Genomic DNA, 13723 nt, shown 5'->3' on the forward strand with positions numbered 1-13723 from the left:
GAGGAGGTGGTGGCATGCGCGCCGTCATCCTCAGCGGGTCGGGTCGCTACGCCGACCCGTGGCACCGCTTCGCGGAGACCAGCGCGGCGCTCGCGGGAATCATCGGCGGCGCGGGCTACCACGTCGAGGTGAGCGACGACCTGCTCGGCGGGCTCGCCGACCTCGGCGACGCCGACCTGCTCGTCGTGAACGCCGGCAACCCCGACAACCCCCAGCCCGAGGGTGAACCCGAACCACCCGCGCCCACCGACGCCCAGCTCACGGCTGCGGCGGCCGGCCTCGACGCCGCGCTGGCCCGCGGCATCGGCCTCCTCGCCGTGCACGCCGCGGCATCGACGCTGCCCGAGCTGCCCGCGTTCGGCCACGCGCTCGGCGCCCGCTGGATCGAGGGCGCGTCGTGGCATCCGCCCATCGGCGAGGCGACGGTCCACCTCGTCGGCACGCATCCGATCGCCGAGGGGGTCGCCGACTTCACCGTGTTCGACGAACGGTACTCGGGCCTGCGACTCGACGGCGTGATCGAGCCGATCGCCGAGCACGAGGAGGACGGCATGCGGCATCCGCTCGTCTGGGCCCGTGAGCTCGGTGCGTCGCGCGTCGTCTACGACGCGCTGGGCCACGACACGCGCTCCTACGACTCGCCCGAGCACCGCGAACTGCTCACCCGCGCGCTCGACTGGCTGTCGCGCGTGCCCGCCCCCACCTTCGACGCGTCGTGACGCGCGTCGTCATCGCTCCCGACTCGTTCAAGGGCACGGCGAGCGCTGCGGATGCCGCGGCGGCGCTCGCGGCGGGATGGCGGGCCGTTCGCCCCGACGACGTCCTCGTCGAGCGTCCGATGGCGGACGGCGGCGAGGGCACCCTCGACGCGTTCGCCTCGGCGGTTCCCGGCGCCCGGCTCATGCCGGTGACGGTGCGCGGGCCGCTCTCCGACCCCGTCGACACGTGGTGGCTGCTGCTGCCCGACGGCACGGGCGTGGTCGAGCTCGCCGCGACGTCGGGGATCACGCTGCTCGATCCGCTCGCGCCGCTCGACGCCCATACCGCCGGGTTCGGCGAGGCCATCGCCGCCGCGCTCGACGCCGGCGTGGATCGCCTGCTGCTCGCACTCGGCGGCAGCTCGTCAACCGACGGCGGCACGGCCGCGCTCGCCGTGCTCGGGGCCCGCTTCCTCAACGAGTCGGGCGACCCCGTTCCGCTCGGCGGCGGTGGGCTGGGCGCGCTCGCCGGGGTCGATCTCGAGGCGCTCCGCGCGTTGCCGCCGGGTGGGGCCGTCATCCTCGGCGACGTGACGAACCCGCTGCTCGGTCCGCTCGGCGCCGCGGCGGTCTTCGGCCCGCAGAAGGGGGCGGATGCCGCGACCGTCGCCGAGCTCGACGCGAGCCTGGCGCGGCTCGCGGGGCTCGTTCCCGCCCGACTGCGGCCGCTCGCCGAGAGCCCCGGCGCCGGTGCGGCCGGCGGCACCGGGTTCGGGCTGCTCGCGTGGGGCGCCCGGATGGGCGGCGGCGCGGCCCTCGTCGCCGAAGCGGTCGGCCTGCCCGACGCGATCGCCGGCGCCGACCTCGTGATCACGGGGGAGGGGCGCTTCGACGGGCAGTCCGAGGCGGGCAAGGCGCCCACGATCGTGGCCGCGCTCGCCCGCGACGCCGGCGTGCCGACGGCGCTCGTCGCCGGGGCGATCACGGCCGAGCCGCGCGGATTCTCGGCATCCGTCGCCCTCGCCGAGCTCGCCGGGAGCGGAGCGGCCGCGATGGCGGAGCCGCTGCGCTGGCTCGAGGCCACCGGCGCGCAGCTCGCCCGCACGCACGTCGTCCGAACGGCCTGAGCTTCCGCCGGCCCGGCCCGGCGCGGCCCGCCGGCTGCTCCGGCGCACGTCGAAATGGAGGAACTTCCGAGCGACACGCGGGTGCGGCGCACTGCCGCCGCGGTGAGCCGCTCCGAAGTTCCTCCATTTCGCACCGGCGCTCGGTGGGCACAACGCGCCGCGTCCGGCCCCGCCGACCCGCGCTCCGGCGGCCCTCGACATCCGTTCTGGGGGTGCCCGCCGATCTGGACACGCCCGCGAGCGGACGGCCAGACTGTGACCCATGAACCCGGACGGCGCCATCCGGACGCCGGACCAGCGCCTGCGCGTCTTCGTCAGCTCCACCCTGAAGGAGCTCGCGCCCGAGCGGCGCGCCGCCCGCGCGGCGATCGAACGGCTCGCCCTCGCGCCGGTGATGTTCGAGCTCGGCGCGCGACCGCATCCGCCGCGCGAGCTCTATCGTGCCTACCTCGAGCAGAGCGACATCTTCGTCGGGGTCTACTGGGAGCAGTACGGCTGGATCGCGCCGGGGGAGGCCGTCTCGGGGCTCGAGGACGAGTGGAACCTCGCGCCCGACATCCCGAAGCTGATCTACCTCAAGCGCAGCGAGCACCGTGAGGGGCGGCTCGACGACCTGCTCGGTCGCATCCGCGGCGACGACGACGCATCGTATGTGGCATTCGCGGATGCCGCCGAGCTCGCCGACCTCGTCACGGCCGACCTCGCCACACTGCTGGCCGAACGCTTCGACGCGGCGAGCGCCCGCACCGCCCCGCTCGCCGAACCGGCAGCGGAGGTCTTCTCGACGGAACCCGTGCGGCCGCCGTCGCCGCTGACCCGGCTCGTCGGTCGGGACGCCGAGCTCGCGACGGTCACGAGGATGCTGACCGTCGAAGGACAGCGGCTCGTGACCCTCACCGGCCCCGGCGGGATCGGCAAGAGCCGACTCGCCGTGGAGGCCGCACGCGCGGTGGAGGCCGCGTTCCCCGACGGCGTCGTGTTCGTCGACCTCGCCCCCGTGCTGGACGCCGGACTCGTGATCACCGCGGTCGCGAACGCGCTTGGCATCCGCGACACCGGTGACCCCCCGCTGCACGAGAAGCTCGCCCGGGCGCTCGGACGACGACGGCTCCTGCTGGTGCTCGACAACGTCGAGCAGGTCGTCGAGGCCGCGCCCGAGCTCAGCGCGATGCTCGCCGCGTCGTCCGCCTGCGCGCTCGCGACCAGCCGGATCCTGCTCCGGGTGCGCGGCGAGCAGAACGTCCCGCTCGGACCGCTCCCGTCGCAGGAGGCCGCGGAGTTGTTCGTGGAGCGTGCGCGCGCGGTGAAGCCCGACTTCGAGCTCACGGACGAGAACGCGGCGCAGGTCGTCGCGATCTGCGGGGCGCTCGACGACGTGCCGCTCGCGCTCGAGCTCGCTGCCGCCCGGTTGCGCGTGCTGACGCCGGCCGCGCTCCTGGAACGCCTCGACCACGCGCTGCCGCTGCTCGTCGGCGGCGCGCGCGACCTCCCCGAACGCCAGCGCACGCTGAGGGCGACCATCGACTGGAGCGCGCAGCTGCTGGCGGAGCCCGAACGCGAGCTCCTTCTCCGCCTGGGCGTGTTCCGCGCCGGCTTCGGGCTCGATGCGGTCGAGTGGATGTCCGACGGCCTGGGCGGGGAGGACGCCGTCGAGGCGCTCGGCGCACTCGTCGACGGCAGCCTCGTGCGCGAGCAGGACCGCGGCTCGCGTGCCTGGTTCACGATGCTCTCCACGGTGCGCGAGTACGGAAGGGACCGGCTCGCCGAGCGCGGTGCGCTGACCGCGACGCAGCAGCGGCACGCCGACTTGTACGTCGGGCTCGCGGTCGAGGCGGATTCCGCGGCGACCTGGCAGGGGCAGGTCGAGCGGGTGCGGCGTCTTCTCGACGAGCACGACGAACTGCGGGCGGCGGTCGACCACCTCTTCGCGACGCGCCGCTTCGACGACGTCGCGCAACTCGCCTGGCCGCTCTACGCGTTCTGGTGGGGCGGCGGCCGGGCCGGCGAGCTCAGGGCCTGGACGATCCGGCTGCTCGAGCCCGGTGTCGAGCTCAGCGAGCGGTCGTGGGTCATCGCCGAGTACTGCCTGAACGCCATCCGCTACTGGCGCACCTCGGACGAGTCGGTCGTCCCAGCGATGGCGCGATGCGCCGAGTACTTCAGCCGGGTGGGCGACGTACGCGGCGAGGCCCTCGCGCGCGCGTCACTCGCCATCTCGCAGTTCGCGCAGGAGCCGGTCGAGGTCGAGGCGGCGGAAGAGGACGCCCGGCGCTCCCTCGAGCTCGCCGAGGAGTTCGACGTCGCGTTCGCGGGGGCGATGGTCGGGATCATGCTCGGCCGTGCCCGGCTGGCGCAGGGGCGGGTCGATGAGGCCGCCCGGCAGTTCGAGACGAGCCTGGCGGTCGCTCGCCGGATCCGCGACACGCTCGGCCAGGCGGTCTCGCTCAGTCACCTCGGCTGGGCCCGGCTGGGCGGCGGCGAGCCCGATCGTGCCCGCGAGTGCTTCGGCGAGCAGCTCCTGCTCGCGTCGACCATCGGGCACGAGGAGGGGATCGCGGACGCGCTCGAGGGGATGTTCGCCGTGGCAACGACGGCGGGCGACCTCGAGCGTGCGGGCCGGATGCTCGGGGCGGCCGAGGACATCCGGGAGCGCAAGGGCCTGCCGACGCGCTCGCCGCTCTCGTTCTTCGAGACCTATCTCGACCGCGTGCTCGCGGGGCCCGGGGCGTCCCGGTTCGAGGCGGCGCGCCGCCTGGGGCGCGAGGCCGAACTCGCCGACATCGTCGAGGCGGCGCTCGCCTGAGGCCGGTGGCTCGGCATGGCGCGCCTGATCAGTCGGGCGCGTGCTCCTCGGCCTTGTGCGAACCGGGATGCGGCTTCGGCGGCTGCGTTCGCACGAACTTGCCGTGCCGCTCCGACGGGTCGTGGGTCTCGGGGTGACGGTCGGTCGAGGTGTAGTCGCCCACCGTGGGCTCCTCGTCGGGCCGGCCGTCGGTGCGGGTGTATTCGCCTGCCACGGTGCGCTCGTGCGCCGGCTGCCCGCCGACCTCGGTGTACTGTCCCTCGAGCCGATCCGTGGCGGTCTCGGGCTCGGAGTGCCGGTGGGGCTGGTCGGGCAGTTCGGTCTGGTCCTCGGCGTTCGCGTCGTTCGATTCGGACATCATCGCTCCCTCGCTCTTGAGCATCCGGGGCGCCGTCAGCGGGCGACGTCTCGCCTCAATGCTACGCCGACGGGTGTGCGTCGAGGCCGGCATGCGCCGGTGAGAGCTCGGGCACGCCACGAACGCGAACTCAGGCGAGGACGACGGATGCCTCGCCGGAGACGGCCCTCGCGACGGTGAACGCCGCCGGCGCGGCATCCGCTCGGCCCCGTGCCGGCCGCACCGCGTAGTCGCCCGCGAATCCGCGGACGGACACCCGCCCCGCGGCATCCGTGCGCACGGTCGTCGGCGGAAGCCAACACTCGCCCTTCACGAGGCGGTGCAGCGCGTCGTACGACGGCTTCGGCGTGCCGTCGGCACGGAGCAGCCCGATCGGCGCGTTGAGCCAGGCGCCCCGGTCGGTGATGCCCCAGTACGTGATCGCCTCGACCGCGGGGTGCCCGACGAGCGTTCGGTAGTGGCGTTCGAGCTGGTCGGCCTGGCGGGCCTCGCCCTCGGGCGTCGACGGCCATTCGTCGACCCGCCAGTCGTTGAGGTCCTCGATGTGCGGAGGCATGAGGTCGCCCGAGACGAGCGACGTCTCGGTGAAGTGCAGCGGCACCCCGTAACGTGCGAACCGGTCGGCGATCGCGACGAGCGCCTCCTCGCCGCGGAAGCCCTGGTGCATGTGGGTCTGCAGGCCGATCGCGTCGATGCGGATGCCGGCCTCGAGCACGCCCTCGATGAGGCACTCGTAGGCGCTCGAGAGGTCGAAGTCGTTGAGCAGCAGCGTCGCCGCCGGATTCGCGGCACGCGCCTCCTCGAACGCGAGGCGGATCAGGTGGATGCGCCCGCGCGCACGTGCGAGGGGCGTGATCGCGTTGTCCTCGGCCTCGAAGACCGGCATGATCACGACCTCGTTGATCGCGTCCCACGTGTCGATGAGGCCTGCGAACTCGCCGACCTCGCGGCGGATGCGGCCGCGCAGCGCCGCCTCCACTTCGTCCAGCGGGAGGTCCAGCAGCCACTCGGGGGCGAGCGTGTGCCAGGCGAGCGGATGCCCCTTCACGGCCACTCCGCGCTGACGGAGCCACTCGGCGGTGCGGCGCAGCTCGGTCGTGCGCGGCCGGCCGGGTTCTGGCTCGAAGTCGCGCCAGTAGAACGGCAGCGTGGCGACGTTGAAGAGCTCGACCAGGCGGGCGGCGAGCTCCTCGTCGCCGGGCGCGCCCCGGCCGTTGGCCATCGGCACGAGGTCGAAGCCGATGTTGCCGAAGCCGAACGCGTGCTCGGTCTGCTCGACGACCACCTCGGTGTCGGCGAGGGGCGCGCCGTCCCGACCGGTGACGGTGACGGTGGTGGCGCCTCGGCGGTGCTCGGGGCCGCCGGCCGCGGCATCGATCAGGTGGTTCACTTCGCGGCGGTTGCGGCGGCGGCGGCGGTGGCAGCAGCGGCCGCGTACTGCTCGCGGATCTCGGGCCGGGCGTCGACGGCCAGCTCCTCGGCGACCTCGACGGGCCAGCCCGGCCGTGCGCCGGTGAGCACCCACGCGGCCTGGCGCGCGGCCCCGTCGGCGACGTACTCGCCGGGCGCGGGCACGACCACGGGCGCGTCGAACACCTGGGCTGCGACCGCCCGCACGGCGGGGTTCTGCGCGGCGCCGCCGATGAGCAGCACCCGCTGCGCCTCGACGCCCTGGCCGCGCACCGCGTCGAGGCCGTCGGCGAGTCCGCAGAGCATGCCCTCGATCGCCGCGCGGGCGATCGACGGTCGGGTCGTGTTCGCCAGCGTCAGCCCAGAGAACGACGCCGTGGCGTGCGGCAGGTTCGGCGTGCGCTCGCCCTCGAAGTAGGGCACGAGCACGGCACCGGATGCCCCAGGCTCGGCGTCGAGCGCCAGGCGTCCGAGCTCGGCGTGGTCGACGCCGAGCAGTCGCGCAGTCGCGTCGAGCACCCGGGCCGCGTTGAGCGTGGCGATGAGCGGCAGGAAGCGCCCCGTGGCATCCGCGAACCCGGCGACGGTGCCCGACGCGTCGGCGATGGGGGCATCCGTCACGGCGAAGACCGTGCCGCTCGTGCCGATCGACACGACGACGTCGCCTGATGCCGCATCGAGCCCGAGTGCGGCCGCGGCGTTGTCGCCCGCGCCCGGGCCGACGAGGATGCCGTCGGGCGTGCGGCCCGCCGCTTCGCCGGGGCCGAGCACCCGCGGCAGGATCACGTCGTGGCCGAGCGCGCGCACGAGCAGGTCGCGGTCGTACCCGTCGGCGCCCCAGTAGGCCGTGCCGCTCGCGTCGGAGCGGTCGGTCGTGAGCTCGTCGAGCACGGGGCCGAGCGGCGACTCGTCCGCGGGGCCGTAGCCGCGGAGGCGCCACGTCAGCCAGTCGTGGGGGAGGGCCACCGCCGCGACGCGGGCCGCGGCATCCGGCTCGGCGTCGCGCAGCCAGCGCAGCTTCGTCGCCGTGAACGACGCGACCGGCACGACGCCCGTGCGCTGGGCGTACTGGTCGGCGCCGACCTCGTCGATCAGGTCTCGTGCCGCCTGCGCCGAGCGGGTGTCGTTCCAGAGCAGGGCGTCGCGGATGACGCGGCCCTCGTCGTCGAGCACGACCATGCCGTGCTGCTGGCCGCCGACCGAGATCGCCTCGACGCCGTCGAGCCCGTCCGCGTCCGCGAACGCCGAGAGGAGGGCGCCCCACCAGGCGGCGGGATCGACCTCGGTGCCGTCGGGGTGCGGGGCGCGGCCGGAGCGCACGAGCGCCCCGGTCGCGGCATCCCGGATCACGACCTTGCAGGACTGCGTCGACGAGTCGACGCCGGCGACGAGTGCCATTTGAGGGTTACTCCTTCGTGGTCCTGCGTGTCACGTTCTCAAGGCTGCCGCGGCACGCCCTTCGGCGCTGCGCGCCTCTCGGGGCTACGGCTGCCGCCTTTGCGCGAGGCTAGCGCCTCGCGCCCAGCAGGTGCTCGGTGGCGAGCTGCTGCAGGCGCACGAAGCCGCCGCCCTTGCCGTTCAGGTAGACGCTCGGGTCGAAGTCCTCGTAGGCCGACCGGTCGGCGAGGAAGTCGTCGTAGGTCTCGCCGTCGTTGAGCGTCGGGGTCGACAGCTCGAAGACCTTGGCGGCCTCGAGCGCCTCCTGCACCTCGGGGTCGGCGCGGAAGGCCGCGGCGCGCTCCTTGAGGAGCAGGTAGGTGCGCATGTTGGCCGCAGCCGACTCCCACACGCCCTTCTCGTCCTCGGTGCGCGAGGGCTTGTAGTCGAAGTGGCGCGGGCCGTCGTAGGCCGGGACGCCGCCGGGGCCGCCGTTCTCGAGCAGGTCGACGAGCGCGAACGCGTTGTGCAGGTCGCCGTGGCCGAACACGAGGTCCTGGTCGTACTTGATGCCGCGCTGGCCGTTGAGGTCGATGTGGAAGAGCTTGCCGTGGTACAGCGCCTGCGCGATGCCGGCCGCGAAGTTGAGGCCCGCCATCTGCTCGTGGCCGACCTCGGGGTTGAGGCCGACGAGCTCGGGGCGCTCGAGCGAGTCGATGAAGGCGATCGCGTGGCCGAGCGTCGGCAGCAGGATGTCGCCGCGGGGCTCGTTCGGCTTCGGCTCGATGGCGAAGCGGATGTCGTAGCCCTTGTCGGTCACGTAGTCGCCGAGGAGGTTGACGGCCTCGCGGTAGCGCTCGAGCGCCTGGCGGATGTCCTTGGCCGCGTCGTACTCGGCCCCCTCGCGGCCGCCCCACATGACGAACGTCTTCGCGCCGAGCTCGGCGCCGAGGTCGAGCTGGCGGAACACCTTGCGCAGCGCGTAGCGGCGCACGTCGCGATCGTTCGCGGTGAAGCCGCCGTCCTTGAAGACCGGCGCCGAGAAGAGGTTGGTGGTGACCATCGGCACGATGAGGCCGGTGTCATCGAGCGCGCCCTTGAGGCGGTCGATCTGCGTCTGGCGCTCGGCGTCGGTCGAGCCGAACGCGAAGAGGTCGTCGTCGTGGAAGGTGAGGCCGTAGGCGCCGAGCTCGGCGAGCTTCTCGACCACGTGCACGACGTCGAGCGGATGCCGCGTGGGGCCGCCGAACGGGTCCGTGCCGTTGTAGCCGACCGTCCAGAGGCCGAAGGAGAACTTGTCGTCGCGGGTGGGCGCGCTGGCCATGGGTGATCCGCCTTTCAGCGTCATCGATGATTTGTTGGCAGGTACAACATAAGGCCACGACGGGGCGGATGCAAGTCGGCCCGGCACCCTGAGCCATTTGTTCGCAAATCCCACAAACCACTTGCGCGGCCCGTCGACGTGTGCGTAGAGTCCCCGACGAACCAATCGAAACGTTTAGACGATGGAGTCCGGCATGGCGAAGATCCACGAGGTGGCGAAGGCCGCCGGCGTGTCGATCAGCACCGTGTCGTACGCCCTAAGCGGCAAGCGCACGATCTCGGCCGAGACCCGCCGGCGCATCGAGCTGGCCGTGCGCGAGCTCGACTACCGGCCGAACGCCGGGGCCCGCATGCTCGCCGGCCGTCGCACCAACATCTTCGCCGTGACCGAGCCGTTCCGCGCCGACACCCATGCGCCCGCGCACATGGCGTTCGTGCTGGCCACGTCGATCGCCGCACGGCGCTTCGACTACGACGTGCTGCTCCTCACCGACGAGCAGGCCACCGCGGGCATGCACCGCGTCGCCACCAGCGGCCTCGCCGACGCGGTGCTCGTGCTCGATGTGGCCCCCGACGACGAGCGGGTCGCCCTGGCCCGTCGCCTCGACATCCCGTCGATCTTCATCGGCGTGCCGACCGACCACGAGGGCCTCGTCTGCGTCGACCTCGACTTCGAGGCGGCCGCCGCGCTCGCCGTCGACCGCCTCGCCGACGCCGGGCATCGCTCGATCGGACTCGTCGGGCACCCGCCGGTCGCGTACCGGCGCTCCAACTTCCCGCCGCGCATCCGCGCCGGGTTCGAAGGCCGGGCGGCGGAACGGTCGCTCGCGTACGCCGTGGAACTGCCCGAGGTGGGCGACGGCCGCCGCTCCCGCGCCGCCCAGGTGCGCTCGGCGGTCGGCGCGCTGCTCGACGGCGGCGCCACCGGCCTCGTGCTGCACTGCGACGACGCCACGCACGCCGCCGTGCTCGAGGAGCTTGCGTCCCGTGAGCTCGCCGTGCCGGGCGACGTCGCCGTCGTCTCGGTCGGCTCCACGTTCGACACCACCTCGTTCCAACCGCCCCTCGACGTCATTCCCCTGGTGCCCCAGGCCTCGTGCGACCTCGCCGTCGGCCTCGCCATCCAGTCGATGACGGAGGCGCCGCCCGCTCCGGGCGTGCACCTCATCGCGCCCGAGTACCACGCGCACGGCTCCGTGGTGCCGCTCCCGCCCGACTGACCCGACCGACCCCGCGTCGGCTCCGTCCAGACGGAACCCGACCGACCCGCCGCGCATCGTCGAAGCGCTTCGACCAGCACCCTGCGACATCCGCTCGACACGACCGACCACGCGGCATCCGCACCAACGAACCACCCACCAAGGAGAACGCAATGAAGCACACCAGAATCGTGGGCGCGGCGGCGACGATCGCCGCCGCGGCACTCGTCCTCTCCGGATGCTCCGGCTCGGGAGGAGGCGGCGACGACGACACGCTCCGCCTCTGGCACTACGAGAGCGACACCAGCGCGATGGGCATCGCCTGGGCCGAGGCCATCAAGCTCTTCGAGGAGGAGACCGGCGCGAAGGTCGAGTTCGAGGAGAAGAGCTTCGAGCAGATCCGCTCGACGGCCAGCCAGGTGCTCAACTCCGACGAGGCGCCCGACCTGCTCGAGTACAACAAGGGCAACGCGACCGCCGGGCTGCTCTCGAGCCAGGGCCTGCTCTCGAACCTCGACGACGTGGTCGCCGAGCACGGCTGGGACGACCAGCTCAGCCCGAGCCTGCAGACCACCGCCAAGTACGACGAGAACGGCATCATGGGATCGGGCAGCTGGTACGGCGTGCCCAACTACGGCGAGTTCGTCGAGGTCTACTACAACAAGGACGCGTTCGCCGCGGCGGGCCTCGAGGTGCCGACCACGCTCGACGAGTTCGAGGACGTGCTGCAGGCGTTCGCCGACCAGGGCATCACCCCGTTGTCGGAGTCTGCCGCGGAGTACCCGCTCGGCCAGCTCTGGTACCAGCTCGCGCTGTCGAAGGCCGACCGCTCGTTCGTCGACGACTACCAGCTCTACACGGGCGACGTCGACTGGGAGGGCGACGAGATCTCATACGCCACCGAGACGATCAAGGACTGGACCGACAAGGGCTACATCTCGACCGACGCGAGCGGCCTCAAGGCCGAGGACGCCGGCGTGAGCTTCATCAACGGCGACGCCCCGATCTTCTTCTCGGGCAGCTGGTGGCACAACCGGTTCACCACCGAGATCGACGGCTTCGAGTGGGGCACGTTCCTCTTCCCCGGCGCCGAGATGTCGCCCGGATCGGCGGGAAACATGTGGGTCATCCCCGAGCGCGCGCAGAACAAGGAGCTCGCCGCCGAGTTCATCGACATCACGATGCGGCCCGAGATCCAGGCGCTCATCGGCAACAACGGCGGCGTGCCCGTCGCGGCCGACCCCGCCGACATCACCGACGAGAAGAGCGCCGAGCTCATCGCGAACTTCAACGCCCTCACCGACCGCGACGGCATCGCGTTCTACCCCGACTGGCCCACCCCGACCTTCTACGACGAGCTGAACGCGGGCCTCCAGGAGCTCGTGAACGGCACCAAGTCGCCCGCCGAGGTGCAGCAGCAGCTCGGCGAGCAGTACCAGGCCGGCGTCGACGACATCGTCGGCTGACGCCACGGATGCCGCGGGCCGGAGTGTGCGCCGAGCCCGCGGCATCCGACCCCTGAACGGAAGGACCCACCATGGCCATCGCTCCCGACACCCGAGCGCTCACCGCCCGCGACGCCGGGCCGCGCGCCCGTCGCGCGCCGTCGAGCCAGATCCCCGGATCGAGCCGCAACGCGTACTGGCTCTACCTCGTGCCCGGCCTCGCGCTGCTCGCCGTCATCATCGTCGTCCCGCTGGTCTGGAACGTCTACCTGACGTTCACCGATTACCGCGGCATCCGCCCGCCCGAGTGGATCGGGCTCGACAACTGGATCGAGCTCGCCGGCGACTCGGTGTTCTGGACGTCGTTCGGCAACTCCATCGCCATGATCGTCGCGATGGTCGTCGTGCCAACGCTCCTCGGGCTCGTGCTCGCGGCCATGCTGTTCGACCTCATCGGCAAGAAGTTCGGCGGGAAGCTCGCGAGCTTCCTTCGGGCGACGTACTACCTGCCGCAGATCCTGCCCGCGGTGATCGCGGCCATCGTCATCGGCTGGATCCTGCGCCCCCAGAACGGCGCCCTCAACCAGATGCTCGAGGCGGTCGGCCTCGGCGCACTGCAGCAGAACTGGCTCGGCGATCCCGACACGGCGCTGCCGAGCATCATGGTCATCATGATCTGGGTGCAGCTCGGCTACCCGATCGTCATCTTCATGGCCGCGCTGCAGCGCGTCGATCCCGAGCTCTACGAGGCGGCCGAGCTCGACGGTGCGAACTGGTTCCAGCGGTTCCAGGCGATCACCGTCGGCATCATCCGGCCCGAGATCTTCGTGGTCACGCTCACCTGCACGATCGCCGCGCTCAAGGTGTTCGGGCCGATCTACGCGCTCACGGGCGGCGGCCCCGGCACGGCCACCATCGTGCCCGCGTACTACGCGTACAGCGAGTTCTTCCAGTCTCAGCAGGTGGGCTACGGCGCGACCATCGCGACCGCCCTCACCGTCGTCATCGCCGCGGTCAGCGTGGTGTTCATCCTCGTGCAGAACCGCGTGGAGCAGAAGGAGGAGGCACGATGAGCGCCGTACTCGACGAGGCCACCGCCACCCTCGACGCCTCCGTCGAGGAACCGAAGCCGGCGCGGCCCGGCCGCGGCGGCAGCCGGCGCAAGACGGTCGGCGACTGGATCGTGCTGCTGGTGGCGATCCTGCTCGGCCTGCTCATCGCGGTGCCGTTCCTGCTCATCCTCATCAACTCGTTCAAGTCGCCGGCCGACTACAACACCTCGGGTCCGCTGACGCTGCCGACGTCGCTGTACTTCGACGGCATCACGGCGTTCTGGGAGCGCGTCGACTTCCCGCAGAAGCTCTGGAACAGCGCGTTCATCTCGGGGCTCGTCGCGGTCTTCGCGGTGCTGCTCTCGATGCTCAACGCGTTTGCGCTCGGCATCGGCCGGGTGAAGGGGCGCCTCTGGATCGTCGTCGTCATCCTGCTCGCGAACATGCTGCCGCAGGAGGTGCTGCTCTACCCGCTGTACTTCATGTTCAAGGAGGTCGGCCTCTACGACAGCCAGTGGGCGGTCATCATCATCTTCACGGTCATCCAGTCGGCGTTCGGCACCTACCTGCTCGCCTCGGTCTACGGCACCTTCCCGAAGGAGCTGCTCGAGGCGGCATCCCTCGACGGCGCCAGCCGCTGGCAGATCCTCTGGCGGGTGGTCTACCCGATCTCGCGGCCGACGCTCTCGGTGCTGCTCATCTTCTTCTTCATCTGGACGTGGAACGAGTTCCTGATCCCACTCACGTTCCTGGTGTCGAACGACACGCAGACCGTGCCGGTGGCGATCACCGTGCTGCAGGGCGACCGGCTCATGGATGTCACGACGACGAGCGCGTCGGCCCTGCTCGGCCTCATCCCCACCCTCGTGTTCTTCCTCATCTTCCAACGCACCCTCACCCGGGGCATCACCGCAGGAGCAGTCAAGTAACC

General features: G+C 72.1%; 11 protein-coding genes. 7 read left to right on the plus strand and 4 right to left on the minus strand.

Annotated elements, in window-relative coordinates; translation table 11 throughout:
• The first annotated feature begins 14 nt into the window (after nucleotides 1–14).
• The 3 genes from AC1DZA_RS03050 to AC1DZA_RS03060 all read left to right on the plus strand — a co-directional run bounded on the left by AC1DZA_RS03050 (nucleotide 15) and on the right by AC1DZA_RS03060 (nucleotide 4628).
• The gene (locus AC1DZA_RS03050; RefSeq protein WP_476771647.1) at nucleotides 15–719 is read left to right on the plus strand and encodes a ThuA domain-containing protein; all 705 of its coding nucleotides are present in this window, start codon (nucleotides 15–17) and stop codon (nucleotides 717–719) included.
• Nucleotides 716–1825, plus strand: a complete 1110-nt coding sequence (locus tag AC1DZA_RS03055) for a glycerate kinase (RefSeq protein ID WP_476771648.1) — start codon at nucleotides 716–718, stop codon at nucleotides 1823–1825. The genes AC1DZA_RS03050 and AC1DZA_RS03055 overlap by 4 nt, the downstream gene beginning before the upstream one ends.
• A gap of 262 nt (nucleotides 1826–2087) precedes the next feature.
• On the plus strand, nucleotides 2088–4628 hold the full coding sequence (locus AC1DZA_RS03060) for a DUF4062 domain-containing protein (RefSeq protein WP_476771649.1): 2541 nt from the start codon (nucleotides 2088–2090) through the stop codon (nucleotides 4626–4628).
• 28 nt (nucleotides 4629–4656) lie between these two features.
• Here AC1DZA_RS03060 and AC1DZA_RS03065 read toward each other — a convergent pair whose 3' ends face one another.
• From AC1DZA_RS03065 to xylA, 4 genes are all read right to left on the minus strand, one after another.
• Complete coding sequence (locus AC1DZA_RS03065; RefSeq protein ID WP_476771650.1) at nucleotides 4657–4986, minus strand: hypothetical protein; 330 nt, start codon at nucleotides 4984–4986, stop codon at nucleotides 4657–4659.
• 130 nt (nucleotides 4987–5116) lie between these two features.
• Complete coding sequence (locus tag AC1DZA_RS03070) at nucleotides 5117–6376, minus strand: endo-1,4-beta-xylanase (protein ID WP_476771651.1); 1260 nt, start codon at nucleotides 6374–6376, stop codon at nucleotides 5117–5119.
• Nucleotides 6373–7794: a xylulokinase gene (gene xylB / locus AC1DZA_RS03075; RefSeq protein WP_476771652.1), complete on the minus strand. Its 1422-nt coding sequence runs from the start codon at nucleotides 7792–7794 to the stop codon at nucleotides 6373–6375. Before xylB ends, AC1DZA_RS03070 begins: the two co-directional genes overlap by 4 nt.
• A gap of 109 nt (nucleotides 7795–7903) precedes the next feature.
• Nucleotides 7904–9097 (minus strand): xylose isomerase, encoded by a 1194-nt coding sequence (gene xylA, locus AC1DZA_RS03080; RefSeq protein ID WP_476771653.1) that lies wholly within the window; start codon nucleotides 9095–9097, stop codon nucleotides 7904–7906.
• 193 nt (nucleotides 9098–9290) lie between these two features.
• On the opposite strand from xylA, the gene AC1DZA_RS03085 reads away from it, so the two are divergent.
• The 4 genes from AC1DZA_RS03085 to AC1DZA_RS03100 all read left to right on the plus strand — a co-directional run bounded on the left by AC1DZA_RS03085 (nucleotide 9291) and on the right by AC1DZA_RS03100 (nucleotide 13721).
• Nucleotides 9291–10316 (plus strand): LacI family DNA-binding transcriptional regulator, encoded by a 1026-nt coding sequence (locus AC1DZA_RS03085; protein ID WP_476771654.1) that lies wholly within the window; start codon nucleotides 9291–9293, stop codon nucleotides 10314–10316.
• Between the two features lie 152 nt (nucleotides 10317–10468).
• Nucleotides 10469–11761, plus strand: a complete 1293-nt coding sequence (locus AC1DZA_RS03090) for an ABC transporter substrate-binding protein (protein WP_476771655.1) — start codon at nucleotides 10469–10471, stop codon at nucleotides 11759–11761.
• Nucleotides 11762–11832: 71 nt separating this feature from the next.
• A complete protein-coding gene (locus AC1DZA_RS03095) occupies nucleotides 11833–12813 on the plus strand; it encodes a carbohydrate ABC transporter permease (RefSeq protein WP_476771656.1) in 981 nt (326 codons plus the stop codon).
• Nucleotides 12810–13721, plus strand: a complete 912-nt coding sequence (locus tag AC1DZA_RS03100) for a carbohydrate ABC transporter permease (protein WP_476771657.1) — start codon at nucleotides 12810–12812, stop codon at nucleotides 13719–13721. The genes AC1DZA_RS03095 and AC1DZA_RS03100 overlap by 4 nt, the downstream gene beginning before the upstream one ends.
• The last annotated feature ends 2 nt before the right edge of the window (nucleotides 13722–13723 follow it).

Source organism: Agromyces sp. P2_B3, assembly GCF_056404815.1.

What these genes read in the sequence shown, in the direction of transcription:
- AC1DZA_RS03050 (WP_476771647.1), top strand. Translation starts at nt 15, where the DNA reads ATGCGCGCCGTCATCCTCAGCGGGTCGGGTCGCTACGCCGACCCGTGG.
- AC1DZA_RS03060 (WP_476771649.1), top strand. Translation starts at nt 2,088, where the DNA reads ATGAACCCGGACGGCGCCATCCGGACGCCGGACCAGCGCCTGCGCGTC.
- AC1DZA_RS03065 (WP_476771650.1), bottom strand. Translation starts at nt 4,986, where the DNA reads ATGTCCGAATCGAACGACGCGAACGCCGAGGACCAGACCGAACTGCCC.
- xylB (WP_476771652.1), bottom strand. Translation starts at nt 7,794, where the DNA reads ATGGCACTCGTCGCCGGCGTCGACTCGTCGACGCAGTCCTGCAAGGTC.
- xylA (WP_476771653.1), bottom strand. Translation starts at nt 9,097, where the DNA reads ATGGCCAGCGCGCCCACCCGCGACGACAAGTTCTCCTTCGGCCTCTGG.
- AC1DZA_RS03085 (WP_476771654.1), top strand. Translation starts at nt 9,291, where the DNA reads ATGGCGAAGATCCACGAGGTGGCGAAGGCCGCCGGCGTGTCGATCAGC.
- AC1DZA_RS03090 (WP_476771655.1), top strand. Translation starts at nt 10,469, where the DNA reads ATGAAGCACACCAGAATCGTGGGCGCGGCGGCGACGATCGCCGCCGCG.
- AC1DZA_RS03095 (WP_476771656.1), top strand. Translation starts at nt 11,833, where the DNA reads ATGGCCATCGCTCCCGACACCCGAGCGCTCACCGCCCGCGACGCCGGG.
- AC1DZA_RS03100 (WP_476771657.1), top strand. Translation starts at nt 12,810, where the DNA reads ATGAGCGCCGTACTCGACGAGGCCACCGCCACCCTCGACGCCTCCGTC.